The organism is Cohnella sp. AR92, from assembly GCF_003990975.1.
Taxonomy (GTDB): Bacteria; Bacillota; Bacilli; order Paenibacillales; family Paenibacillaceae; genus Cohnella.
On the sequence record NZ_RZJR01000012.1, the window covers coordinates 218,073 to 240,940 of the forward strand.

General features: G+C 55.5%; 23 protein-coding genes, 4 tRNA genes and 1 rRNA gene. 19 read left to right on the forward strand and 9 right to left on the reverse strand.

All coding sequences use genetic code 11. The features are described 5' to 3' along the window. Positions 1-2: 2 nt before the first annotated feature. Positions 3-1,184, forward strand: a complete 1,182-nt coding sequence (locus ELR57_RS20785; RefSeq protein ID WP_126961013.1) for a SulP family inorganic anion transporter — start codon at positions 3-5, stop codon at positions 1,182-1,184. 96 nt (positions 1,185-1,280) lie between these two features. Here the strand turns inward: ELR57_RS20785 and ELR57_RS20790 are convergent, their stop codons facing one another. From ELR57_RS20790 to ELR57_RS20815, 6 genes are all read right to left on the reverse strand, one after another. After that, on the reverse strand, positions 1,281-2,297 hold the full coding sequence (locus ELR57_RS20790) for an AI-2E family transporter (protein ID WP_126961014.1): 1,017 nt from the start codon (positions 2,295-2,297) through the stop codon (positions 1,281-1,283). Between the two features lie 200 nt (positions 2,298-2,497). Next, the gene (locus ELR57_RS20795) at positions 2,498-3,649 is read right to left on the reverse strand and encodes an ABC transporter permease (RefSeq protein ID WP_126961015.1); all 1,152 of its coding nucleotides are present in this window, start codon (positions 3,647-3,649) and stop codon (positions 2,498-2,500) included. Between the two features lies 1 nt (position 3,650). Beyond that, a complete protein-coding gene (locus tag ELR57_RS20800; RefSeq protein WP_126961016.1) occupies positions 3,651-4,772 on the reverse strand; it encodes an ABC transporter permease in 1,122 nt (373 codons plus the stop codon). 15 nt (positions 4,773-4,787) lie between these two features. Further along, the gene (locus ELR57_RS20805) at positions 4,788-5,723 is read right to left on the reverse strand and encodes an ABC transporter ATP-binding protein (RefSeq protein ID WP_126961017.1); all 936 of its coding nucleotides are present in this window, start codon (positions 5,721-5,723) and stop codon (positions 4,788-4,790) included. 124 nt (positions 5,724-5,847) lie between these two features. Continuing rightward, complete coding sequence (locus tag ELR57_RS20810) at positions 5,848-6,969, reverse strand: sensor histidine kinase (protein ID WP_126961018.1); 1,122 nt, start codon at positions 6,967-6,969, stop codon at positions 5,848-5,850. 14 nt (positions 6,970-6,983) lie between these two features. Then, positions 6,984-7,718 (reverse strand): response regulator transcription factor, encoded by a 735-nt coding sequence (locus tag ELR57_RS20815; RefSeq protein ID WP_126961019.1) that lies wholly within the window; start codon positions 7,716-7,718, stop codon positions 6,984-6,986. A gap of 95 nt (positions 7,719-7,813) precedes the next feature. Between ELR57_RS20815 and ELR57_RS27930 the strand changes: the two genes are divergently transcribed. From ELR57_RS27930 to ELR57_RS20855, 8 genes are all read left to right on the forward strand, one after another. After that, positions 7,814-8,209, forward strand: coding sequence for a hypothetical protein (locus tag ELR57_RS27930; protein ID WP_158630114.1), 396 nt, complete (start codon positions 7,814-7,816; stop codon positions 8,207-8,209). A gap of 188 nt (positions 8,210-8,397) precedes the next feature. Then, a complete protein-coding gene (locus ELR57_RS20825; RefSeq protein ID WP_126961020.1) occupies positions 8,398-9,624 on the forward strand; it encodes a LolA family protein in 1,227 nt (408 codons plus the stop codon). A gap of 280 nt (positions 9,625-9,904) precedes the next feature. Continuing rightward, complete coding sequence (gene alr, locus ELR57_RS20830) at positions 9,905-11,089, forward strand: alanine racemase (protein ID WP_126961021.1); 1,185 nt, start codon at positions 9,905-9,907, stop codon at positions 11,087-11,089. 141 nt (positions 11,090-11,230) lie between these two features. After that, entirely contained in the window at positions 11,231-11,512 is a 282-nt protein-coding gene (locus ELR57_RS20835) for a CopG family ribbon-helix-helix protein (protein ID WP_126961022.1), read from the forward strand. Positions 11,513-11,515: 3 nt separating this feature from the next. After that, a complete protein-coding gene (locus ELR57_RS20840) occupies positions 11,516-11,866 on the forward strand; it encodes a type II toxin-antitoxin system PemK/MazF family toxin (protein ID WP_126961023.1) in 351 nt (116 codons plus the stop codon). A gap of 209 nt (positions 11,867-12,075) precedes the next feature. Further along, positions 12,076-13,254, forward strand: a complete 1,179-nt coding sequence (locus tag ELR57_RS20845) for a YhgE/Pip domain-containing protein (RefSeq protein WP_126961024.1) — start codon at positions 12,076-12,078, stop codon at positions 13,252-13,254. Between the two features lie 115 nt (positions 13,255-13,369). Next, complete coding sequence (locus ELR57_RS20850; RefSeq protein WP_126961025.1) at positions 13,370-13,981, forward strand: TetR family transcriptional regulator; 612 nt, start codon at positions 13,370-13,372, stop codon at positions 13,979-13,981. An 83-nt stretch (positions 13,982-14,064) separates the two neighbouring features. Then, positions 14,065-16,257, forward strand: coding sequence for a Tex family protein (locus ELR57_RS20855; RefSeq protein ID WP_126961026.1), 2,193 nt, complete (start codon positions 14,065-14,067; stop codon positions 16,255-16,257). 413 nt (positions 16,258-16,670) lie between these two features. Here the strand turns inward: ELR57_RS20855 and cmpA are convergent, their stop codons facing one another. Both cmpA and ELR57_RS20865 read right to left on the reverse strand, forming a co-directional pair. Next, complete coding sequence (gene cmpA / locus ELR57_RS20860; RefSeq protein WP_126961027.1) at positions 16,671-16,814, reverse strand: cortex morphogenetic protein CmpA; 144 nt, start codon at positions 16,812-16,814, stop codon at positions 16,671-16,673. A 98-nt stretch (positions 16,815-16,912) separates the two neighbouring features. Continuing rightward, positions 16,913-17,275 carry a hydrolase/acyltransferase gene (locus ELR57_RS20865; protein WP_126961028.1) on the reverse strand — a complete coding sequence of 121 codons (363 nt, stop codon included), beginning with the start codon at positions 17,273-17,275 and terminating at the stop codon, positions 16,913-16,915. 124 nt (positions 17,276-17,399) lie between these two features. Between ELR57_RS20865 and ELR57_RS20870 the strand changes: the two genes are divergently transcribed. From ELR57_RS20870 to ELR57_RS20880, 3 genes are all read left to right on the forward strand, one after another. Then, positions 17,400-17,879, forward strand: coding sequence for a SprT family protein (locus ELR57_RS20870; protein WP_126961029.1), 480 nt, complete (start codon positions 17,400-17,402; stop codon positions 17,877-17,879). A 129-nt stretch (positions 17,880-18,008) separates the two neighbouring features. Beyond that, positions 18,009-18,084: transfer RNA gene (locus ELR57_RS20875), tRNA-Asn, on the forward strand. Between the two features lies 1 nt (position 18,085). Beyond that, positions 18,086-18,176 (forward strand) — tRNA-Ser (locus ELR57_RS20880). Positions 18,177-18,246: 70 nt separating this feature from the next. On the opposite strand, the gene corA is transcribed toward ELR57_RS20880, so the two are convergent. Further along, complete coding sequence (gene corA, locus ELR57_RS20885) at positions 18,247-19,185, reverse strand: magnesium/cobalt transporter CorA (protein ID WP_126961030.1); 939 nt, start codon at positions 19,183-19,185, stop codon at positions 18,247-18,249. 151 nt (positions 19,186-19,336) lie between these two features. On the opposite strand from corA, the gene ELR57_RS20890 reads away from it, so the two are divergent. From ELR57_RS20890 to ELR57_RS20920, 7 genes are all read left to right on the forward strand, one after another. Next, positions 19,337-19,411, forward strand: a tRNA-Glu gene (locus ELR57_RS20890). 24 nt (positions 19,412-19,435) lie between these two features. Beyond that, positions 19,436-19,521: transfer RNA gene (locus tag ELR57_RS20895), tRNA-Leu, on the forward strand. A 197-nt stretch (positions 19,522-19,718) separates the two neighbouring features. Continuing rightward, on the forward strand, positions 19,719-20,219 hold the full coding sequence (locus ELR57_RS20900; protein ID WP_126961031.1) for a hypothetical protein: 501 nt from the start codon (positions 19,719-19,721) through the stop codon (positions 20,217-20,219). Continuing rightward, entirely contained in the window at positions 20,216-20,794 is a 579-nt protein-coding gene (locus ELR57_RS20905; RefSeq protein ID WP_126961032.1) for a hypothetical protein, read from the forward strand. Before ELR57_RS20900 ends, ELR57_RS20905 begins: the two co-directional genes overlap by 4 nt. Before the next feature lie 13 nt (positions 20,795-20,807). Next, a complete protein-coding gene (locus ELR57_RS20910) occupies positions 20,808-21,857 on the forward strand; it encodes a leucine-rich repeat domain-containing protein (protein WP_126961033.1) in 1,050 nt (349 codons plus the stop codon). 36 nt (positions 21,858-21,893) lie between these two features. Next, on the forward strand, positions 21,894-22,361 hold the full coding sequence (locus ELR57_RS20915; protein WP_126961034.1) for a DUF2691 family protein: 468 nt from the start codon (positions 21,894-21,896) through the stop codon (positions 22,359-22,361). A gap of 328 nt (positions 22,362-22,689) precedes the next feature. After that, positions 22,690-22,868, forward strand: a 16S ribosomal RNA gene (locus ELR57_RS20920); the annotation flags it as partial.

Here is a 22,868-nt window from a genome sequence, read left to right on the forward strand (position 1 = left end):
GCATGTTATCGGCTATGAGACGCACCCCTTTCTCGAACATCCGTTTGAATGTATTGGCTGGCTTAACGACTGTGCTTGCGCTGATTCCCGATTCCCTGGCCTTTGCTTTTATCGCGGGAGTCAACCCGATGGTGAGCTTGTATTCGACGATCTGCATCCTGATCTTGATCTCTATCTTCGGCGGCCGCCCCGGGATGGTGTCGTCGACGGCGGGTTCCATGGCGGTTCTGATGACCGCGCTCGTGGCGGACCGCGGGGTCGAATATTTATTCGCGGCGACGATTCTGACGGGGATCATTCAGTTCCTGATGGGCGTGTTCCGAATGGGCAAGCTGATGCGCTTCGTGCCTCATTCCGTTATCACGGGCTTCGTCAACTCGTTGGCGATTCTGATTTTCCTGTCGCAGCTTCGTTACTTCGACGGCCAATCGTGGCCGATGTATGCGATGGTCGCGGGAACGCTCGTCATCATCTACCTGCTGCCGCGCTGGTTCAAGGCCATTCCGTCTCCGCTAGTCGCGATCGTCGCCATGACGATCGTCTATGTTCTGCTGCCGGGCGGGCACTTCCAATCGGTCGGCGATCTGGCCGATATTAAGGCTTCGATTCCGCTGCCTCACTTCCCGGACCTGCCGCTGACGTGGGAGACGCTTGGTATTCTGCTGCCGATCTCCTTGTCGCTCGCGGTCGTCGGCTCCGCGGAGACGCTGCTGACCCAGACGATGATCGATGATCTGACCGGCGAGAAGACGAGCAAGGATCGCGAGCTTCGCGGCCAGGGCATCGCCAATACGGCGACCGGCTTCATCTGCGGCATGGCCGGCTGCGCGCTCGTTGCCGAGTCTACGATCAACGTCAAGAACGGCGGGAGAGGCCGCTTGTCGACGATCGTGGCGGGAATCGCGCTGTTCGTGCTGATCTTCGCGCTGACCGATGTCGTCGCCGCCATTCCGATCGCGGGTCTGGTCGGCGTGATGATGTACGTATGCGTAGAGATCTTCGATTGGAAGTCGGTCGCCAGCCTTAGGAAGGTCCCTCTGCTCGACGCGGTCATCATGGTGCTGACGGTGATCATCGTCGTGTCTACGGATAATCTGGCGATCGGCGTGATCGTCGGCGTTGCCTTGAATCTGCTCGCCAAGATCAAGCTGACGCAGAGCAAGGGCGAGGAGCTGGAAGGGTAGAAAGTCGATCGGCATAGGAAAGGGGGCTGCCCCTGAATCGCGCAACTTCGCGGAAGTTGCGGATTCGGGAGCAGCCCCTTTCTTGTTATCGTGCGTTTAGGCCGACGGCTTATCGTCCTCGGTGCTGACCTCGACGATGTCGAGCAGGAACATGAAGACCGGGATGCCGAGGATGAGGCCCCAGATTCCGAAGTAATGCTGCGAGAACACCAGAATCACGAACGTGTAGAACATCGGCAGCTTCGTTTTATGCGCCATCATGCGCGGATTCAGCACATACGTCTCGACGGCGTGAATGACGAGTATCATGACCACCGTCCATACGACCAGCATCCATCCGCCGGTCTGATAGGCGATGACGCTGATGGGGATGAACGAGATGACGACGCCGGCGACCGGGATCAGGCTCAACAGGAAGACCATCACGGTAAGAATGAACAAATACGGGAACCCGAGAATCCATAGTCCGATCATCGTCAGAATCGTGTTCACGATCGCGATGACGAGCTGAACCTCGATGACTTTGCCGAAGGAATCGATGAATTTCTTGCCGAAGTATTCCAGCTCTTTGTACATCCAGTCGAGCTTGCTCGTCTTGAACTTGCGGGTAAACTTCATGATCTGAGCCTTCTGTAGAATGAAGAAGAAGCTAAGCAGAATAACGACCAGAACGATCTCCAGCCATTCGCCGAGCTTGGAGATGTAATGGATCGCTTGATCCAGGTAGTCCTCGTACTTGAACTTGTTGATGGCCTCGGTCAGCTTCTGTGCGATCTCGTCGTCTTTGTTCGTATCCAGGAACTTGACGATGTTGTTGATCAATTCGGTTACCTGACTGATGATCCGCGGGACGTAATTCGTAATGCCGATGACGATGCCGGCTATGATCACGATGTAGAGCAGACTGGCGACGACATTCGGATGGATGGGGAACAAGCGGCTGATCTTCTTCGTCAGGAACCCGGTCAAGCTGTTCATGATATAGGTCACGAGGAAAAGGAGAAGAATCAGGTTCAGCATGTCTTGGAGACAATAAATGGCCAACAGAATGATGAGACAGATCGCGAATTTGCGAACAATCGGCGAGGAGAAAAACTCTCGAATCATACCCATGTAATACCCTCTTCTATATAGACTTCTGCATCAATAATTGTACGGGAGACGGCTCCCTTGGTTTCTTCTTTTTAACAAGTATATAACAAAACAACTCCGCCTAGACGAAGACAGATACTCATTCCCGAAGGAACGAATATCTGCCTCGAATGAAAGCATCCGTTTATGAATCCATGGATGCGGCCCGGGGCCGCTGTCGTTTAGACGAACTGCTGGGTGCTGTCCTTGCGGCTAAGCCGGAAGGCTGCGATTAAGGCGAAGGCGGCAGCGAAAGCGATCAGGATCGTCAGGTTCAGCGCGAAGCGGGAACCGCCATCTCCGCTCTGCAGCTTATTGAGGGAATCGAGCAGCCAGTGCTGAGGCAGGAAGGTCGAGATCTTACGAACCGTTTCCGGCATGATGTCCATCGGGAAGAAGCAGCCCGAGAGCAGGCAGGTCGGCGTGATGATGAGGTTCGACAGCGCCGCCGAGCTTCCGTTGCTATTGGAGAAAGAGATGATCAGCAGGCTAAGTCCGATCGCCGCCAAGGCGAAGAGGAACAAGATGAAGGCCAGCTCCCCGAAAGGCACGCCCGAATCGATGCCGAGCAAGTATTTCATGAACACCAGCGTGATGGCGATCTGAATGATCAAGACGATGGCGTTGACGACTACGTTGGAGAACACGTACGTCCGGGAGGACACCGGAGAAGCCATCATCCGGAGGAAGGTGCGATCCTGGCGTTCCTTCTGCATAAGCTCCGTCAAGGAATACGAGGAGGTCAGCATGAACAGCAGGAGGAATCCGATCGATTGGTACGTAACGTCCTTCTTGCCGGAGGCATCTTTGACGGTTCCTGCGCTTACCGAATAAGGATGGGAGACGAAGTCGCCATAGAGCCGATCGAATCGGCTTGCGTCTCCATTGGTCACTTGGGCGATTGCGGCAACGTTGCTCAGGTAGTTATTGAGCATAGCGCTAACGTAGGCCGTCACTTGCGCGCCTTTGACGGACAGGATATCGACAGTCGGCGACTGACCGCTTTGAAGTTTACCGGAGAACCCTTCGCTCAGGATGATGCCGCTGTCGATGGAGCCGTCCTGAATCCCGTCTCGCATCTTGCTCTCGTCCAGCAAGCTTATTTTGACCTTCTGAAGCTGCTCGATGTAACGAACCGTATCGGCGGCCAGGGGGGCGTTGGAGTCTTGATTGGCGATGCCGATATGAAGCGTCCCGCTGTTCGAGCTGCCGTAAATCAGCATGGAGAGCAGGACTCCCGCCAGAGGAAGCGCGAGGTGAAGGATCCAGCTGTTCTTGTTGCGCAGGATCAGATTCAAGTTTTTGCGAATGAGCCATAACAAGTCTTTCCACATGTTAGAGGGCCTCCTTTCGGCGCATGAACAGGATAGAGAGGGTCAGGAACACGATGGCGAACAGCACGTTAAGCAGCACGGCCGGCCAGAGAGCTTGAACGTCGTTCGAATAGATAATCTTCGTCAGCGCCTCGTTCGCCCAACGGAGCGGGGAGAGGTTCGCTAAAGCTCCGATCGCCCCCTTGATGTCGCCGATCGGGAAGTAGGCGCCGCCGACGAAGGAGGCGATCTGGGTGAACGTCATGACGGCGGCGGAGGCGCCTTCGCCCTTGAAGAGATAGCTGGCGCCGATTCCCACGCTGACCGCGAGAAGGACTTCGGTGAAGAGCACGATCAGGATAGCGCCGTAATGGTCGCCCCAATCGGCTCCGAATACCCACTTGCTGAAGGCGACGACGGCTACGACGAAGATAAAGTTGACGACCGTGCTGCCGACGACCTTGCCGGCGAACAGCTCTCCCTTGGAGATCGGAGCGGCCGACAGGCGAAGAGCCGTATTGCGAAGCCTCTCGCCGCGAATCAGCATGCTGGCCGACATGCAGGCGTAGAACGCGATCATCGTCGACATGGCCATGGCATAGTAGTCCATCGAGCCCGGAGCTCGATCCGCTTGCAGGGAGGTCTCATTGACGTAATCTCCGCTTCCGGCTTTCGCGAGCAGCGGGGCTAAGGATTCGGGTTCCGTTCTAGAGGCGGCAGCGGCGAGCGAATAGCGATTCGCGAACGAAGCCACCAAGCCCTGCAGAATGTCGCTCTCGACCGTCTGCTTGGTGCTTCCGAAGAACTCGACTCCGTCGGGCTTGATCTCCGCGTATGCGGCATATTCTCCGTCTTTCACCTTTTCCTTGCCGTCCTCATTCGCCGACAGCAGGCTTAAGGCAACCCCGTTCTGCTCGAGCGAACGGGCGAACTCGGTCCAATAGCCGCTTACCGGAGCATCCGCGTTCTCGATCTTATAAGCAAGCTTGAGATCTTCGAAGACCAAACTGGTCGTAAACGTGTTCGACAACGCCGTTCCGAGGATGAGCATCAGGACGATGGGGAAGGCCAGCATGAATATGAACGTGCGCGTCTCCCTCAGGCTTTGGATGATTTCCTTCCTGGCAATGCGAAGAATGTTCATCTCCTTCTCCTCCTCCTAGTCCCTCAGGTTCCGACCGGTAAGCGTCAGGAACACCGATTCCAGGTTCGGGGCCTGTTCTTCCACGGAGCGGATGTCTGCGTTTGCTTGTATAAGCAATTGGATGATCTCGTTCAGGTTGGTGACCTCCGCCTTCGACTGAAGCTTGATCAGGCCTTCCTCGATTCTCGCGGAGATCACGCCGGGAACCTTCTGGAGAAGCTCGACATCGATATTTCTCTCCGAACGGACGCCGATCCAGATTTCCTTCGTATCCGTAACGATCGACTTGAGCTGCTCCTTCGTTCCTTCCGCGATCACCTTGCCGTGATCGACGATGGCGATCCGCGTGCAGATCTCTTCGACTTCTTCCATGTAGTGGCTCGTGTAGATTATCGTGCAGCCCATCTGATTGAGCTTCAGCACGGATTGAAGGATATAGTTGCGGGAATGCGGATCGATGCCGACGGTCGGTTCATCCATGATGATGAGCTTGGGACGGTGAGCGATCGCGCAGGCGATGTTCAGCCTCCGCTTCATCCCGCCCGAGAAGCTCTTCGGCAGGCTCTTCGCCTTGTCGCCGAGACCGACGAATTCCAGCGCTTCCTCCGTTCTCTCCTTCAGCCGCGAACCCCGAAGTCCATACAATCCGGCGAAAAATTCCACATTCTCATAGGCGGTCAATTGTTCGTATATCGCGATGTCCTGCGGCACGATGCCGATATTCGACTTCGCGAACTTCGGATGCTTGGCGATGTTCTTGCCGAGCACCTCGATGTCTCCTCTGGTCGCCTTAAGCAAGGAAGAGACCATATGGATCGTCGTGCTCTTGCCGGCTCCGTTCGCTCCGAGGAAGCCGAAGATTTCTCCCTCCCGTACGCTTAAATTCATATTGTCCACGGCTGCGAAGTCTCCGAAAGTCTTGGTCACGTTGCGAATGCTCAGTACGTTCACTTGGATTCACTCCTCTTGGTTATCCGATCGATTGATTTCATTGTAAAAAAAAGGGTGATCTTATGTTAGTGCATAAGTTCACCCTTTGAGCATGAGGAATTTCATATGGCGAGCAGGAGGAACCTCATGCCTTCCCGTTAACCGGCAAGAGGGTCGTCACGCGGAACCCCTTCGTCCCGTCGACGACGACCGTTCCCCCGACCGAGGCGGCGCGCTCTTCCATGCCGACGATCCCGAGTCCCTTGATGACTTTGTCCGTGCCGATTCCGTTATCGGAGACGACGAACTTCACGAACCGGTTCAGAACGTTTAGTTCGACCGCGATGGCGGTCGCTTGCGAATATTTCATGGCATTGGTGATGCCTTCCACCATATTCTCCTGAATGATCTTCCATTGAATAGGCGTGACCGTGTCCAAGTCCCCTTCATGGGTCAGGGCGAACGAGAACGTATCGTTGTGCTTGGCGGACAGCTCGTCCAAGTACAAACGAAGCCGGTGAATGCCCAGCTCCTCGGACTTCGGCTTGATGTCCTTAAGGGCGCGGCGGATTCTCTCCAATCCTTCCTTGGAGATGGAGATCGCATTGCCGAGCAGCTCGGCCGCCTTGTCCCGGTCGGTATCGAACAGCCTGCGCGAAGCTTCCATCTGGATAAGGGCCCCGGCCATCGAGTGCCCGATCTCGTCATGGATCCGTTGGGAAAGCCGGTTACGTTCCTCCAGCTTGATGGTGTATTCGGACTGACGTAGATAAGCCTCGTTCTCGCCCAGCGTCCGCGACAGCTTATCGAGCTCCCGCCTGATTTTCTCATGGGATTGATCCAATCGGCGCAGCCTGTCCAATTGAAAGCGCAAGCCGACGTACAGCAGAACGCTAAGGAAAGTCGAGAGGATGTAAATCGGCATAAAGGAGTGCGGCAGGAACGGAATCGGAACAAGGACGAGAAGTATGACTCCTCCGCGAGGCTTGCGGTCCAGAACCTCCATGAGATCGAACAGGTGAACGGGAAGCAGCAGAAGGAAGTCGGGCGACAATCGGTCGGCGCACGCCACGATCAACGCGGAGGATAACGCCAGAAGGGACAGCTTCGCCGTGCGATGTTTGAAAAGAGGGATAGCCACGTTCAAGCATATGTAGAGGAGGAAAGCCAGCAGCTCATGGGAACCTCCCTCTCCGGACAGAAAATAAGTGGCGGCGATGACGTAGAAGAGCAGCGCTCCTTTGTTGCCGATCAACCAATATTCCATGCGTCGCGCTCCTCCTATTCGTCCTCGGATCTCAGGGATCCGGTCAGATAGTAGATCGCGATCTGGGTTCGGTGCTCCAGCGCCGTCTTGTTCAGGACCGACGTGATGTAATTGGCGACCGTTCCTTCCGAGATATAAAGCTTCTTCGAGATCTCTTTGTTGGACAGCCCTCTGGCGATCAGGGCCATGACCTCCAACTCCCGCTCGGTGAACAGGCTTCGGTCGATCTTGCTATCGGAATCGGCTTTGACGGAAGCCGGCGACGCCGTCTCTTCCGCCGGAATGGAAGACGATGCCGGTTTCTCCGCAGTCGAGGGGGCCGCACCCGGAGACTGCGTCAGCGTCGTCTTCAGCTTGTCGAGCACGACGTCTTGAAACACCCGATGCTCCGCGACCACGCTGCGGATCGCGTCGCGGATGCGGTCGGGCTCGTTGTTCTTGAGCAGGTAGCCGCGCGCTCCTGCCTGAATCGCGTCAAGAATATATTCATCGTCGTCGAAGGTGGTCAGGATGAACGGCTTCGTCTTCGTCTTCTCCGCGATGGAGCGGGTCGCTTCCACGCCGTTCATGACCGGCATGCGGATGTCGAGGAGGGCGATGTCCACCTCATGGGCGAGACAGTATTCCACCGCCTCGGCGCCGTTCTCCACCGTGGCCACGACCTCGAAGTCGCTGTAGCTGGATAGGATGATCTTCATCCCTTCCCGGATGAAGGAATTGTCGTCGGCGATCAGAATTCGGACGGGCATAGAGAAGCCTCCCAATATTTTCCCAGGGGATGTTGTGATTAGATTATAGCAGAGACCTGGGATTGCGCTAGGGGGAAGGTAACCGGACTACTCACTTGAGCGGGGACGTGCGGCGGAAGGCGGAAGAAGGTAACGAGACTACTCACTTGGGCGGGGACGAGCGGCGGAAGGCGGAAGAAGGTAATCAGACTACTCACTTGGGCGGGAACGAGCGGCGGAAGGCGGAAGAAGGTAACCAGTCTACTCACTTGAGCGGGGACGAGCGGCGGAAGGCGGAAGAAGGTAACCAGACTACTCACATGGGCGGAAACGTGCGGCGGAAGGCGGAAGAAGGTAATCAGACTACTCACTTGGGCGGGAACGAGCGGCGGAAGGCGGAAGAAGGTAACCAGTCTACTCACTTGGGCGGGGACGAGCGGCGGAGGGCGGAAGCCTGCTCTGCGAGCATAGGAAGATACAGCCGGTCGAAGCTGCGAGCGGAATTGGAATAGGCAAGTACCGGGCGGTTCGTTCGGGACTTGATTATTGGCAATGGTGAATGGTAAGGCCAATCGAAATCAGGCTTGCTAGAACGAATCAAAAGTCCAAGCCAAGGCTCGTCAATCTAGTCCGAATAATCGGCCAAGTCCCTTCATAGACATGAACCATGGAATAACCAATGTGCAGAGGGGTTGATCTCATGCGTCGTCGGATCCCATGGATCTTGTCCATGGTCGTGTTGTTCGCAGCGGTTCTGTCCGCTTGCGGGAACAAGAACGCGGATTCGGTCGTGAAGGATTTGAACAAGGTGGCAGGCAAGCTGGACAGCTATCAAGGCAGCGGCAAAATGATCCTTCATACGGGGCAGCAACCGCTGGAGTACAAGGTCGAGGTGTGGTATCAGAAGCCTCAATATTATCGGATCGCTCTTACGAACGAGCAGCGCGACATCACGCAGATCGTGCTTCGCAACGACGACGGGGTGTTCGTCCTCACGCCTCGGCTGAACAAAAGCTATCGCTTCCAAAGCGATTGGCCGGAGAACCAAGGGCAGGTCTACCTGTATCAGACGCTTCTCCAAAGCATCGCCATGGACAACTCCAGGCAGTTCACGACGGAGAAGGACGCCTACGTGTTCAACGTCATGGCGGGCAACTACCAGAACGGCTCCTTCGCGCGGCAGAAGATCTGGCTCGCGAAGTCCGACTACACGCCCCGCCAGGTTCAGGTAACCGACTCGAATTCGAACCTTATGGTGGAAGTGAAGTTCGACAGCTTCAAGTTCGGCGCGAAGTTCGACAAGTCGGCGTTCGATATGCAGAGCAACATGGGCAACGCTCCGGGCGCCGGTTCCTCCAGCGCTTCGGGCAACGGAGCTTCGAATCAGGGGAATTCCGATTCGTCCTCCGGCAATGTCGAAGGCATTACGGAAGGATCGAATTCCGGATCGGCCAACGGCAGCACGGACGGGGCTCAGACGAACGGAACCCAACCGGACGGAACGACCTCCGGACAGACGGATCCGACGTCCGGAGGCACGACGGACAACGGCGGAGCGACCCCGGTTCAAGGCTCGGACGACGAATTCAATTACGTCGAACCGGATCCGGATTCGCTGCCTGAAGGCGTCGAACTGAAGGATACCCGCGATCTGCAGCTTGCCGAGACGCAAGGCGTTATGCTTCGGTATTCCGGCAAGTATGACTTCACCATCGTGGAATCGAAGCCGAAGGATCAGGCGGTCTCGTCCAATGCGGGCATCATGCTGGATCTGGGCGCCACCTGGGGATTGCTGTCCGGCGACGAGACGTCGACGCTGACTTGGACCTACGACGGCATCGAATATCGCCTGACGACGAACAATCTGCCTCGCGAGGATATGGCCCGAATCGCGCAATCGCTCGCCGCTCAAGTCGCGGTCAAATAAGACGAGCAACAATATCGTTCTCCCGAGGAAGCCGGCCGTTATCGTGCCGGCTTCCCTTGCGACAACTGGCAAAGGTTGGCTTCCCCGCTTGCGTTGACAGTCCAGCACTCTCCCGTTAACATTACCTTATTGGGTTTATAGGCTGGGTTAGTTATGCGGCTTAAGCCAGCGCTGACTGAAATTTGCAGTGCTGCGGTACTTGCTGCTGACGTCGATTCAGTGCATCTTGGATAGAGAGCGGCGCTGAGCTGAATCGCGAACAAAAGTGGGTGGCGGATTTATGGAAAGTTATTACAGACCGACCGTGGCGGAGATCGATCTTGACGCTCTGGAGCATAATGTTCGAGCCTTTCGAAGCCGACTAGCAGACGGTACGAAGCTTCTAGCTTCGGTTAAAGCGAACGCTTATGGACACGGCGCGGTAGAATCGGCGAAGAGCGCGATTGCCGCCGGAGCCGATTATTTGGGGGTAGCCTTCCTGGACGAAGCCTTGCAGCTTCGCCAAGGAGGAGTGGAAGCCCCTATTCTCGTCTTGGGGTATACGCCGTCGGAGGCGTTCGGGATCGCGAGAGAGCAAGGAATTACTTTGGCCTTGTACCGGCAGGATCAACTGGACGCCATCGAGAAATTATCGGCTCACGGCCCCAAGCTCAAAGCCCATGTGAAGATCGACACCGGCATGGGGCGTCTTGGCGTGCTTCCGGGACCGGAGGCGGAACGCTTCCTGGATCGGGCCTGCTCGCTTCCTCAGCTAGACGTCGAAGGGATGTTCACGCATTATGCCAAGGCGGACGAGACGGATAAGACTCATTCGCTCATGCAGGCGGAGCGCTTCCGCGGCGTAGCGGAATACGTGCGCCGGAGCGGTCTTCCCATCTCCATCATTCATGCGGGCAACAGCGCGGCCGGGATCGATCTTCCCGAACAGATCGGCCAGATGCTCCGGCTGGGCATCGGCATGTACGGCTTGTATCCGAGCGACGAGGTGCGCAAGGAAGAGATCGAGCTGCAGCCGGTTCTCTCCTTGAAGACGAAGATCGTGCACGTCAAGACGGTTCCTCCCGGCGAAGGCATCAGCTACGGCGGCCGTTACGTGACGACCCGTTCGGAGCGAGTAGGCACGATTCCGATCGGTTATGCCGACGGTTTCAGTCGAATGCTGACGGGCAAAGCGGAAGTGCTCCTGCGCGGACAGCGCGTTCCGGTCCTTGGCGCGATCTGCATGGACCAATGCATGATCAGCCTCGACGCGGTCGAGAGTTCGTCGGGATCGACCGTTGAGCCGGGGGAAGAAGTCGTCCTTATCGGGCGGCAGGGAGATAAGGTCTTGACGGCGAATGAAGTCGCGGATAAGCTGGGGACGATCAACTATGAAGTCACTTGCATGCTTGCCTCGCGCGTTCCCCGCGTATACATGAGGAATGGAAATCCGACTTCGCTCTTGAATCCATTAATTATCGGTTGAAGTTCGGCTGTTTTTAGCGAAAATAGCAGGAATGCGCATGCTCGGCAGCGAATGTTTAGACAGAACTCGTATATTTATCACGCGGGACGGTATACTTGCAATTAGGCTGCGGTTTGGAAAATCTTTGGAGGTGCTTGTTCGGTGGCCAATATTCAGAACACGAAGCGGATTATGATTAGCCTTCCTGATCATCTGCTGCGAGAGGTCGACTTCGTCGTCGCTAAGGAGAACACGAACCGCAGCGAGATCGTTCGACAAGCGATGAAGCAATATCTCGTTGAACGGAAGAAGCGGATGATTCGCGATTCTATGCAACGCGGGTATTTGGAAATGGCGAAAATCAATCTGAATATGGCATCGGAAGCGTTCCAAGCGGAAGAGGATGCCGAAAGCACACTCGGGCGTCTCGTAAGCGGGGTGTAGCCTTTGATCGTCAAACGCGGGGATGTGTTCTATGCGGACCTATCGCCTGTAGTTGGCTCGGAGCAAGGGGGCGTACGGCCGGTTCTGGTCATTCAGAACGATATCGGCAACCGCTTCAGCCCGACCGTGATCGTGGCAGCCATCACGGCCCAGATTCAGAAAGCCAAGCTCCCTACGCATGTCGAGATCGATTCCAAGCTGCACGGTTTGGATCGCGATTCCGTTGTTCTGCTGGAGCAGATACGCACGATCGACAAGCAGCGGCTGACGGATAAGATCACCCATCTGGACGAGGAAATGATGCGCAAGGTCGATGACGCGCTGCTAATCAGCGTGGGTCTCATCGATTTTTGAATAACGGAAGAGCCGCGGATGCGGTTCTTTTTTTTGCGCCCAAAATGTTGTCATGATTCGCCGTTAACCGTAATGCAATAGAATGAAGGCTGGCGGAGACCTCTGGGAAAAAGAAGGGATTGACAGGAAAAGGATTCCCATGTATATTAAACAAACGATTTAAACGAATGTTTAAACGAGAGAGATAGAAAATAGGATGGAGAGATGAAATGAAGACGTTCAAGTTGTTTATGAAGCGGCCGACGACCGTCATCGGGATCGCGACCGCCTTCTTGTTCCAAGTGATTTTCTCTTTGGTATGGATGACGGGCTATAACGGCGTGACCGATCGGATGGACCAATTGAAGGTCGCTATCGTCAATGAAGACACGGGGTTCGGCACGAAGATCGTGGAGCAGCTCCAGAGCTCGCTTCCGGTGAAGACGTCCGTTCTGACCGATTATAAAGAAGCGGAGAAGCGATTGGATGAGCGAGATCTGCAGATGATCATCCATATCCCGGCCGATTTCTCGGCGGCAGCCTCTGATTCGGCGAAGACGGCTTCGATCGACTATGTCGTCAACGAATCGAACCCGGCGACGATCAAGTCCATGATGACGTCGATCGCGTCGCAAGTGACGGCCACCGTGAATAAGGCCGTTATCGGGCAAGGTACCGCTCAGGCGCTGGCGTCCGCGCAAGTGCCGGCCGACCAGGCATCGGCGATGGCGGCTTCCCTCTCCGAGAGAGTCGTCTCCAATACCGAGTCGATCAATCAAGTCAAAGGCATGAACAATCAGATGGTTCCGATGATGATGGTTCTGGCGTCTTACGTCGGAGCGATGATCATGGGGATGAACCTGGAGCAGTCGAACATGGCGGTGTCCGCGTCCGCAGGGCGCTGGCAGCGTTACGGGGCTCGCGTTCTGATCAACGTCGTGGCGGCATTCTTCGTCTCGCTGGTGGGCGTGTCTCTCGTAACGGCGCTTGGCGGACAGCTGGAGCATGGCTTCTTCGCTCTGTGGGGCACCGTGTTCGCGGTTCTGCTCGCCTTCATGTTCGTCAGCCAGATGTTCTTGATCCTGTTCGGAATGGGAGGCATGCTGTTCAACATCCTGATGCTCTCCATGCAATTGGTCTCTTCCGGCGCGATGGTGCCGAGAGAGCTGCTGCCTGCGTTCTATGTCGACCTGGGCAACGGGCTGCCGGCAACCTATGCGGTTAAGGCGCTTATGAACGTACTCTTCGGCGGCTCGGGAACGGGCAGCGCCTTCGGCATGCTGGCTTTGATTGCAGGCGTCGCGATCGCTGTCGGCGTTCTGGCGACGGCTTTGAAGCCTCAGCGCAAGCATGCGCCCGTTCCTGCGGGAGTCCAAGCGGCAGCGGGAGCAAGCGGTCCTTCTCGTTGAGTTGCCCGTTCGCCTAAGGGGTTGATCTTCTTGCTTCGAGCGGGAGCACCGTTCATAATAAGGAAGGACAACACTTTGGGCATGACGGCAAGTCAAGCGGAGAACGGAGGCAGCGATGGAGACGGCCGAGCACGATGTGAAGATGCGGCTCTTGTTGGCCGCGAAGAAGCTGTTCTCTCGGCAAGGCTTCGACGGAACGACCGTCAGGCAGATCTGCGAGGAAGCCGGAGCGAATGTCGCGCTTGTCTCGTATTATTTCGGAGGCAAAGAGAACATTTATCGGGCCTTATTCGATATGTCGTTCCCGCAAGGCCTTCTTCTCGAAGGAGAAGACGTGAAGAAGGAGCCGGTCAAAGCGATCAAGCTGCTCGTCCGGAAGGTCATCATTTATCAAGTGAACGACCCCGAACTGGTGCGGTTGATTCAGCAGGAGTCGGCTCAGGAGACGTCGAGGGTCGAGATCGTACAGCAATATCTGGTTCCGGTATGGCGGATGGCCAAAGAGATCTTGGAGGAAGGCAGGAAACAGGGAGTCTTCCACTTCCGTTCGCTGGACAATACGTTTCTCTATGTCTGGGGAGGAATCCTCTTCCCGAGAAGCTTCGGATTCTTTAATCCGATTCTCAGCGAACCTCTTCCGACGACGGAAGAGAAGATTGCCGACGTCACCGGCTTCGTGCTGGGGGCTCTCCGGTGCTCCGCGCATGCGGAGACGGAACCGGTATAAACCAATAAGCAGGACGCTTCCTTAGGGGGCGTCCTTCGGTCGTTTCAACTTATCGCAGCCCATTCGAAGGAGAGTTAACGGGAATGAGTGAAGCTACGCAGCAATTGAGCGCCAAACAAGCAGAGGAGAGAATGATTGCCCAGATCGCATCCGAGCTCGGGCTGAAGCCCGGGCAGGTTCGAACGGTGGCGGGGTTGTTCGACGAGGGGAATACAATCCCGTTCATCGCTCGGTACCGCAAGGAGATGACCGGAGAGCTGGATGAGAATCAGCTTCGGGCGATCGAAGAGCGCAGAGGCTATCTCAAGCAGCTGGAGGATCGCAAGGGCGAAGTGATCCGGCTGATCGAAGAACAGGGCAAGCTCACTTCCGAGCTGGAGGAAGCGATCCGCAAGTCCGTGAAGCTTCAAGAGGTCGAAGACCTGTATCGCCCTTATCGGCAGAAGCGCAAGACTCGCGCCAGCGTCGCGAAGGAGAAGGGGCTGGAGCCTCTGGCCGATTGGCTTCGCTCGCAGCCGAGGCAGGGGAACGCTCTTGCCGAGGCGGCACGGTATATCAGCGATGAGAAGGGCGTCGCCACCGCGGAAGAAGCGCTTCAGGGAGCGATGGATATCGTCGCGGAAACGATCGCGGACGACGCCGACATCCGCAAGCGGGTCCGCCGCTACACCTGGGATTACGGCGTGCTGCACAGCCGGGCGAAGGACGAGAAGGCGGAATCCGTGTACGAGATGTACTACCAGTATTCCGAGCCGCTGAAGCGTCTTCCTCCTCACCGCGTGCTGGCGATGAACCGCGGCGAGCGCGAAGAGATCCTGAACATCGGAATCGAGCTTCAGACGGATCGGCTGATGGAGGAATTGCGCCGCCGGATCCTTCGCGGACCGTCCGTTACCGCCGAGATTCTTGAGGCGACCCTAGAAGACGCATACAAACGGTTGATTGCGCCGTCTATTGAACGCGAGCTTCGAGGCGAGCTGACGGAGAAGGCGGAGGAGCATGCCATCGGCATTTTCTCCGAGAACCTTCGCAACCTGCTTCTTCAGGCCCCGGTCAAGGGCGCCGTCGTGCTCGGCGTCGACCCGGCCTACCGGACCGGCTGCAAGCTCGCCGTCGTCGACGAGACAGGCAAGCTGCTGGAGGTTGCGGTCACCTACCCGACGCCTCCGCACAATAAGAAGGCGGAAGCGGAAGCGACCTTCCGCAGGCTGATCGCCCAGTACGGCGTTACGCTAATCGTCGTGGGCAACGGGACGGCTTCGCGCGAGACGGAGCAGTTCGTCGTCAGCGTCATCAAGGGACTGCCGGAACGCAAGCTGCAGTACCTGATCGTCAATGAGGCGGGGGCGAGCGTCTACTCGGCGTCCAAGCTGGCGCAGGAAGAGTTCCCGGATCTCGACGTCGCCGAGAGAAGCGCCGTGTCCATCGCCAGGCGCCTGCAGGATCCGCTTGCGGAGCTCGTCAAGATCGAGCCGAAGGCGATCGGGGTCGGGCAATACCAGCACGACGTCACGCAGAAGCGGCTGGAAGAGAGTCTTGGCGGCGTCGTCGAATCGGCGGTTAACCACGTCGGCGTCGACGTCAATACGGCATCCCCGTCGCTGCTCTCCTATGTCTCGGGAATCAACGCGACCCTCGCGAAGAACATCGTGAAGGCGCGCGAGGAGAACGGCAAGTTTTCCGACCGCAAGCAGTTGCAGAAGGTGCCGCGCCTCGGCGCCAAGACGTACGAGCAGTGCGTCGGCTTCCTGCGGATCACCGACGGCGCGAATCCGCTCGACAAGACGCCGATTCACCCCGAATCCTATAAGGTGGTGGATCGTCTCTTCAAGGAGCTGAAGCTGAAGCCCGATACGATCGGAACTTCCGAGCTGAAGGATAAGCTTGGCTCGATCGGCATTGCGGAGACCGCGGCGAAGCTGGAGGTCGGAGAACCGACCCTGCGGGATATCGTAGACAGCCTGTTGCGTCCGGGAAGAGACCCGCGCGACGAGCTGCCGCAGCCGATCTTCCATACGGACGTTCTGGACATCGAGGACCTGAAGCCCGGAATGGAGCTGCAGGGCACGGTGCGCAACGTGGTCGACTTCGGCGCGTTCGTCGATATCGGCATCAAGAACGACGGACTCGTTCACGTGTCGCAGCTGAGCAACCGATTCGTGAAGCATCCAACGGAGGTCGTCGCGGTCGGCGACACGGTCAAAGTGTGGGTCATCGGAGTCGATCTGAAGAAGGGAAGAGTCAGCCTCACGATGAAGGGGCCCAACGAGGGGTAAGCACGCGGGCTTATAGGACGGAGATCGTCGAAAAAATCGACTGATGGAGCGCCGGAGCGGGCTACGAGAACGGAGATAGTCGAGAAAATCGACTAACGGAACGCCGTATGGAGCTGCGAGGACAGAGATAGTCGAATAAATCGACTAACAGAGCGCCGAATGGGGCTTTGAGGACGGGGATAGTCGACTAAATCGACTAACGGAGCGCCGAATGGGGCTTAGAAGACGGAGATAGTCGAAAAAATCGACTAACGGAACGCCGGAAAGAGCGATGAAAGGCACGCGCTCGCCCCCGCTGCCGCTCACCAAAAAGACCGCCATCCTTCAAGCAGGCGAGCATAAGCTCAGAGCTTGAAGCGTGAGGCGGTCTTTCTTCGCATGCTGCCTGGGCAGCCGTATGACAGCTGTTAATCTTACTGGGAACGCGGTACCGTTCCGTTCGTCCCCGCCGGGGACTGTCGCTGGTAAAAGAACCAGCAATCGTTCAGCATCTTGATCTGCCGGCGGTCCTTCTTGAGGTACGCCCGCATGAGCTGGTTGCACAGCCACTGCGGCATTGCCGTCGCCCTCCTCCCGTGTCTGCTGTTTCCTTAGCATATGGGAGAGGGCGCCTAACCGTGCAGGTCCGACAGCGGGAGACGCCGGAAGCGGCGAATTAAATCGAAAGCTCTTCTTCCTCTTCGTACCATTGTTCAAGCTGGGCTTGCAGCGCGCGGATCTCCGTGAGCAGCGAGACCAGCGGGTACGAGGATTCGCGAATGGAGGAGAAGGACTTCTCCAGCTCGTTGATGTAAGCGAGTCCGTTGACCGGAGAAGCGTTCTCGTCGAGCAGCTCCAGAGCCGCGCATTCCGCGACGGCCTTCGGCAGCTCCGGCACGTTGTCGGCGGTCAGCTTGTCCAGTTCCTTATGCAATCTAAGATTAAGTGCGCTCAATTGATAAGCATGCGATGCGGGCATCTCCACGAATTGGAGGCTGCCGTCCCGGTTCTGCAGAATAATGTAAGCCTTGTTCGACATTGCGGCATATAGCTCCCCTCAAGCAACTTCTACTTGACAGTGTAGCCCAATCCCTGTCTACAATTCAAGTAGGACAAGGGGCGGGATAGGCTGCCGAAAGCGTTATTGCCTTGGGAGGAACGGGATGGACGATCAGGAATTGCAGGCATGGGTGGAATCGGTATCGCTAACGTGGTTCGGCATCCCTTTCCGCCATCGCGCGACCTTTAACGGAAGGCTGAGCACGACGGGCGGGCGTTATTTTCTAAGAAGCCATAATATCGAGATCAGCCCGAAGCAGCTTGAGGTCTACGGCGCCGAGGAGACGGAGAAAATCATCAAGCACGAGCTGTGCCACTACCATCTTCATCTGGCGGGCAGAGGGTATCGGCATCAGGATCGGGACTTCAAGGTGCTGCTGAAGAAGGTCGGAGCGACCCTGCATTGCAAGACTCTTCCCGGAGCGCGCAGAAGCCTTCCGGTGAAGTACCTGCTGGTCTGCCGGGATTGCGGGATGGCTTATCCGCGCAAGCGCAAAGCCGATCCGCGCAAATACGCCTGCGGGAGATGCCGGGGCAAGCTGAAGCTGATCGAGGCTCCGCCGCAGGAGAAGGGCGCCGAATAAAGGGCTTTCGGACTCGAAGGACGGGGTTGTTAACGGGCGGAATTTTCCATTAAAAAACAGGCTCCGAAAGGCTTGACTTCTCTGTGGAGCCATGATAAATTAATACATGTCGCTTTTGGAAAAACATATTCCCTGATAGCTCAGTTGGTAGAGCACTCGACTGTTAATCGAGTTGTCACAGGTTCGAGTCCTGTTCGGGGAGCCATGGAGAAGTACCCAAGTGGCTCAAGGGGACCCTCTGCTAAGGGGTTAGACTGCGTAAGTGGTGCGAGGGTTCGAATCCCTCCTTCTCCGCCATAACTTCTAAAACGATAAAGGACCTTCTCGGTTAGCCGAGAGGTCCTTTTTGCATTTTGCGCGACGACGATCAGAGCCATTTCTTCTTCTTGTAATACCACCACAGCCCGAGGGACACGATAAGCATGACGATCCACACGGCGGCATAGCCGTAAGGCCAATCCAGCTCGGGCATCACCCGGAAGTTCATCCCGTACACTCCGACGAGGAACGTGAGCGGCAGGAAAATCGAACTGATGATGGTGAGCGTCTTCATAATCTCGTTCATGCGGTCCGACTTCATATTGATCTGCAGCTCCAGCAAGGACGTCATCGAATCGCGGAACGTTTCGATGGAATCGAGCACCTTGGACAGATGGTCGTAGATGTCGACGAAGTAAACGTCGGCTTCCTTGCGGCTATAGGGGAAATTCTGATGGCTCAATTGGCCGAGCGACAGTCTCTCCTCCGCGAAGATCCGGCTAAGGCCATGCAGCCGGCGCTTGAGGCGGAACAATTCTTCGGCGAACTTGATATGAGGATTGCGGAATATCGCCTGTTCATGCTCGTCCAGCTTGTCGTCGACCTCGTCGATCGCTTCCGCGTAATCGTCCACGCAGCGATCCAACAGCGCATACAGAATGCTGCCCGAATACTCCATCAGCTTCGTCGTTCGGCGGAATTCCTCTTCGGCTTCCCGGATCGACTGCACCTTCTCGGGTGCGACCGTAATGATATAATTCGGTCCGATGACATGCTCGATCTCGACGGTGGTCAGATCCTTGTTCACGTGGAAAAAAGTTAGAAGCATGTGCTTGTCGTACAAATCCAGCTTCGGGCGCTGGTTCAGCTTGATGCAATCCTCGACGATCAGAGGGTGGCACTGGAAGAGGCCGGACAGCACCCGTTCGATCTCTTCCGGCGATGCGGCGATCAGGGGAATCCAGGCCGCTTCGCCTTCTCCTGGCACCCGGATGGGCGTCTCTTCGACGGACTGGGAATCGGAATGATAAATCAGCATTTTCGACATGGAGACACCTCGTTTTCGTACCCTTAGAATAGCATATTTTTACATCAAAAAAACTTGAAGAATAGGCTTGCGTTTAACCAATGTTTCCGATATAATCATTTTTGTCGTCGAAACGGGACAAGGTTTCGAGGCACTGAAATAATAGGTTTGCGGCCCGTTGGTCAAGCGGTTAAGACACCTCCCTTTCACGGAGGTAACGGGGGTTCGATTCCCCCACGGGTCACCATTTTTATTCTCCAAGTTATAACATGCGGTCGTGGCGGAATGGCAGACGCACCAGCTTGAGGGGCTGGCGGGAGCAATCTCGTGGAGGTTCGAGTCCTCTCGACCGCACCATAACAATGATGATGGAATCCCTTGCGGCGCAAGGGATTTTTTGATTTTTAGCACGACTAGCCAAGTCAAGCATAATTACCCGATAAGATTCTTAGCGAACCGCTTCCCCTGGATGCGGTTTTTTTATTTAACGAGAAACGCCAACTTTTCCACATAAAAGGAGTATATACAAGGAGCGGATCATTAGGGGGTATCGCATGCAACGATTGGCACGCGCGCACGCCTTTTTCAGAAGAACGATCCTCGTCATTCTCATCCTGATCCTGATTCCGCATTATGTCCAGAGATGGACCGACGACAGGGATCGGGGGCTTGACGACACGATCAAAGCGCTTCAGGCGGATGGAACCGTTACTGCAATAAAGGTCGGCAGAAGCTTTCCCATAGACAAAGATACATTCACCGCCGAATCCGTCTATGTGACGCCGAAGCAGATCGCGATCGCTTTTACTTTTCATACGAAACAGAAGAAGGACGTCTGGTCGTTTCCGGCGGTGAGCCTGAAGCTCGTTATGCCGGACGGGCAAGCATTAGACAGCCATGATGCGGGCGTAAACGGCACCTCTTGGGGATCGACCGGTATCGTTTCTTTCGAGCTGCCTGATAAAGCGGCGAATCACGCAACGCTCGTCTACGACCTGTACGATCGATATGGCCATGTCGAGATTCCCCTAACGAAGGCTGGTGAGGGGACATGAACAGAAACCGGATATTCGCGATCGTCGAATGGATATTCGTTCTGCTGCTGCTCTTGCTGGTCATACGCGAAGACATCTTTATGCCAGGAAGCGTCACTCCGGAGCAAGCGCATCGATTGTCGGAGAGCGGCTTTCATTATGGCCCCTCCACGATCGTACGCAAAGTTGAAGTTCCCTACGGCAAGCATCGGGTGATTTTCCTCGGGACCTATAAAGACTGGTTCTCTGCGGACACCGTAATTAAGAGAAAGGGCGGCTGGTTCGCGGGAGGTAGCGTTGCAGGGGTCAAGATCGATCGAAGCAAGGCGCTTTCCTACAGCTACGGAGGCAGCTCCGATTCTCATTCGCTCATGCTGTGGAGATTCTTCGGATACGTATCCGACGATCGAATCGCCACGGTGGAATTGCTCCTGACGGACAAGGAGACGGGCAAGCTTACGCCGATGCGCGAAACGATTACGAATGACCGCATGTTCCTCTTTATGTGGGAAGAGAAGAATGGAAGCCATGAATGGCAAGCTGTTCGCGGTCTGGATGAGCAAGGGAATGTTCTGTACGAGCAGAAGCTCGGCTGAGGAGACTTATTAGATGAGAATGTATACAGACCCTAAAGGCGAAGCCTACGAACAGGTAATCGATTTGGCGATACAGAACTCGGAATGTTTCGTCCTTGGGGAGAAAATTCCGGCTGAAGGGGGACGTCGCCGCGATTACGCAAGCGTGTTGGAAGCGTTGGAGCCTTACTTGATGAAGACCATTGTCCTTCATGGCAAGGATGATGTGATCCGAACGGGGAAAGCTTATCGCAGTCATGCCTTTTATGCCGAGGGAACCTATTATTTATATAGATGCTGCGAAGAAAGCGGGCAGCTGCTGAAGCAAACGGCAAGCTCCCTGTCGGATTGGACTTATCCCAGGCTGCCAGAAGACCTGTGTTTCTTGAGAGCAGGCGGCGGAGATTACCTTTATTCGGTTGTGCATGAACGGATCTACGGAATGGAAGTCACCGAAGAAGAAGCGAGCGAACTGATGGATCGAGTGACGGGGGTTTTTCTAGAGCTAAAGGCGCACCGGAACCTGGATCGTCTGCTGGATGACGCCATTAAGCATAAAACAGACTGGCTCTATATTAGCGGACATGGGCTGACGGAACTGCCTGAGAGAATCCGGGAGCTTACGGAGTTGCGCGAGCTGGAAATCTTCGAACAGGATTTATATCGCCTGCCGGAAGCGCTGTTCGAGTTAAGCAAGCTTGAACGCTTGAGAATCTTGACGGCCGATTTGGAGAGCATACCTGCATCCATAGCCAAGCTGAAGAGCCTGAGAGAGCTTTCCATCCAATGCGGGAGCTCGGATCGACCGACTCCCGGGTTTCGGGTCAAACCGAAGGAGGAGATCAGCCTGAACCGCATCCCTCCAGAGATTGGAGAGCTCGAACAGTTGGAGCGGCTTACGATTCAATATACCTCGATCCAAGAGCTGCCGCTTGAGTTGCAGAAGCTGACGCGCCTGAGAAGCTTGGACCTGGGGATTAATAGGGTCGATCGGAAGCCTGATTTTCTCGATGGCATGAAGCGGCTGAAGTACATCAATTTGTCGCAGGATTCGTTATGGGGAACGGTTGATGCCGAACATTAGCTTAGCGGATGGTTCATAACCAAAAGGGGAATACAGATGAGAAGAGGAATCCAGTTAGAGATACCGAACGAATGGGGCAACCATCTTGGCGAGGTACTGGAACCTTTCGATATAAGTCGTTTCGATTGGTACATTGGAGGAGAAGAAGCCTATCAAGACGTTGAGGGAGGCGAGATGGAACCTTTGTTCCAAGGCGAGACATACGGAATGAAGGGACGGGACCTCGACGAGATTCTGAATTCAAAGCGTTATTACATCATATTTGGGAATTTTAAGGCCTATCCGCAAGATGCAAGCATAGAAGATGTACTCACCTATGAAGAGTTCTTGAATAGTCGCTGCCAGTTAATTGTGTTAGTCGTGGATTGTTCCTATGTCGCTATTTATTGCAAGGATACCGTAATGCTTACTCATTTGTACCGGAATGCGCTAGAAAAGGGCTTTGAGAACGTTGTGTATATTACGGACGAGAATGACGCAAGAACTAGGCTCTCCGTTTGGTAAGAGCCGTTATTATTCCACTAATACAAGTTAAATGGGAACCTATTGGTCCAAAGCGATAGCCTGCCGGGACTTGATCTAAAGAGGATTCATCTCAGCCTACAGGCGGCAAAAACGACATGGATAATATTACCTGTTGCGTTACCCTGATTATCATGCTATTCTATAACTCCTGCCGCTGATACGGCGGGGCAAACAAACGAAACAAACTTGTTCCTTGAAAACTGAACATCGAGCGTAAATGGAAATAAATCGTCGAGCGGAACTTCGGTTCTGCGAGACAAACCAGCAGTACAGAACGAGCCTTCAAGGTTCTTCAAAAAGGTTTACCTTTATGGAGAGTTTGATCCTGGCTCAGGACGAACGCTGGCGGCGTGCCTAATACATGCAAGTCGAGCGGATCTTCTTGAGTAGCTTGCTACTCAAGAAGGTTAGCGGCGGACGGGTGAGTAACACGTAGGCAACCTGCCCATAAGACCGGGATAACATTCGGACACGAATGCTAAGACC

Bases quoted from the DNA above. Each gene is read 5' to 3' on its own strand.
- ELR57_RS20785 (WP_126961013.1), top strand. From the start codon at position 3: ATGTTATCGGCTATGAGACGCACCCCTTTCTCGAACATCCGTTTGAAT.
- ELR57_RS20790 (WP_126961014.1), bottom strand. From the start codon at position 2,297: ATGGGTATGATTCGAGAGTTTTTCTCCTCGCCGATTGTTCGCAAATTC.
- ELR57_RS20795 (WP_126961015.1), bottom strand. From the start codon at position 3,649: ATGTGGAAAGACTTGTTATGGCTCATTCGCAAAAACTTGAATCTGATC.
- ELR57_RS20800 (WP_126961016.1), bottom strand. From the start codon at position 4,772: ATGAACATTCTTCGCATTGCCAGGAAGGAAATCATCCAAAGCCTGAGG.
- ELR57_RS20810 (WP_126961018.1), bottom strand. From the start codon at position 6,969: ATGGAATATTGGTTGATCGGCAACAAAGGAGCGCTGCTCTTCTACGTC.
- ELR57_RS20815 (WP_126961019.1), bottom strand. From the start codon at position 7,718: ATGCCCGTCCGAATTCTGATCGCCGACGACAATTCCTTCATCCGGGAA.
- ELR57_RS20825 (WP_126961020.1), top strand. From the start codon at position 8,398: ATGCGTCGTCGGATCCCATGGATCTTGTCCATGGTCGTGTTGTTCGCA.
- alr (WP_126961021.1), top strand. From the start codon at position 9,905: ATGGAAAGTTATTACAGACCGACCGTGGCGGAGATCGATCTTGACGCT.
- ELR57_RS20845 (WP_126961024.1), top strand. From the start codon at position 12,076: ATGAAGACGTTCAAGTTGTTTATGAAGCGGCCGACGACCGTCATCGGG.
- ELR57_RS20850 (WP_126961025.1), top strand. From the start codon at position 13,370: ATGGAGACGGCCGAGCACGATGTGAAGATGCGGCTCTTGTTGGCCGCG.
- ELR57_RS20855 (WP_126961026.1), top strand. From the start codon at position 14,065: ATGAGTGAAGCTACGCAGCAATTGAGCGCCAAACAAGCAGAGGAGAGA.
- cmpA (WP_126961027.1), bottom strand. From the start codon at position 16,814: ATGCCGCAGTGGCTGTGCAACCAGCTCATGCGGGCGTACCTCAAGAAG.
- ELR57_RS20865 (WP_126961028.1), bottom strand. From the start codon at position 17,275: ATGTCGAACAAGGCTTACATTATTCTGCAGAACCGGGACGGCAGCCTC.
- ELR57_RS20870 (WP_126961029.1), top strand. From the start codon at position 17,400: ATGGACGATCAGGAATTGCAGGCATGGGTGGAATCGGTATCGCTAACG.
- corA (WP_126961030.1), bottom strand. From the start codon at position 19,185: ATGTCGAAAATGCTGATTTATCATTCCGATTCCCAGTCCGTCGAAGAG.
- ELR57_RS20900 (WP_126961031.1), top strand. From the start codon at position 19,719: ATGCAACGATTGGCACGCGCGCACGCCTTTTTCAGAAGAACGATCCTC.
- ELR57_RS20905 (WP_126961032.1), top strand. From the start codon at position 20,216: ATGAACAGAAACCGGATATTCGCGATCGTCGAATGGATATTCGTTCTG.
- ELR57_RS20910 (WP_126961033.1), top strand. From the start codon at position 20,808: ATGAGAATGTATACAGACCCTAAAGGCGAAGCCTACGAACAGGTAATC.
- ELR57_RS20915 (WP_126961034.1), top strand. From the start codon at position 21,894: ATGAGAAGAGGAATCCAGTTAGAGATACCGAACGAATGGGGCAACCAT.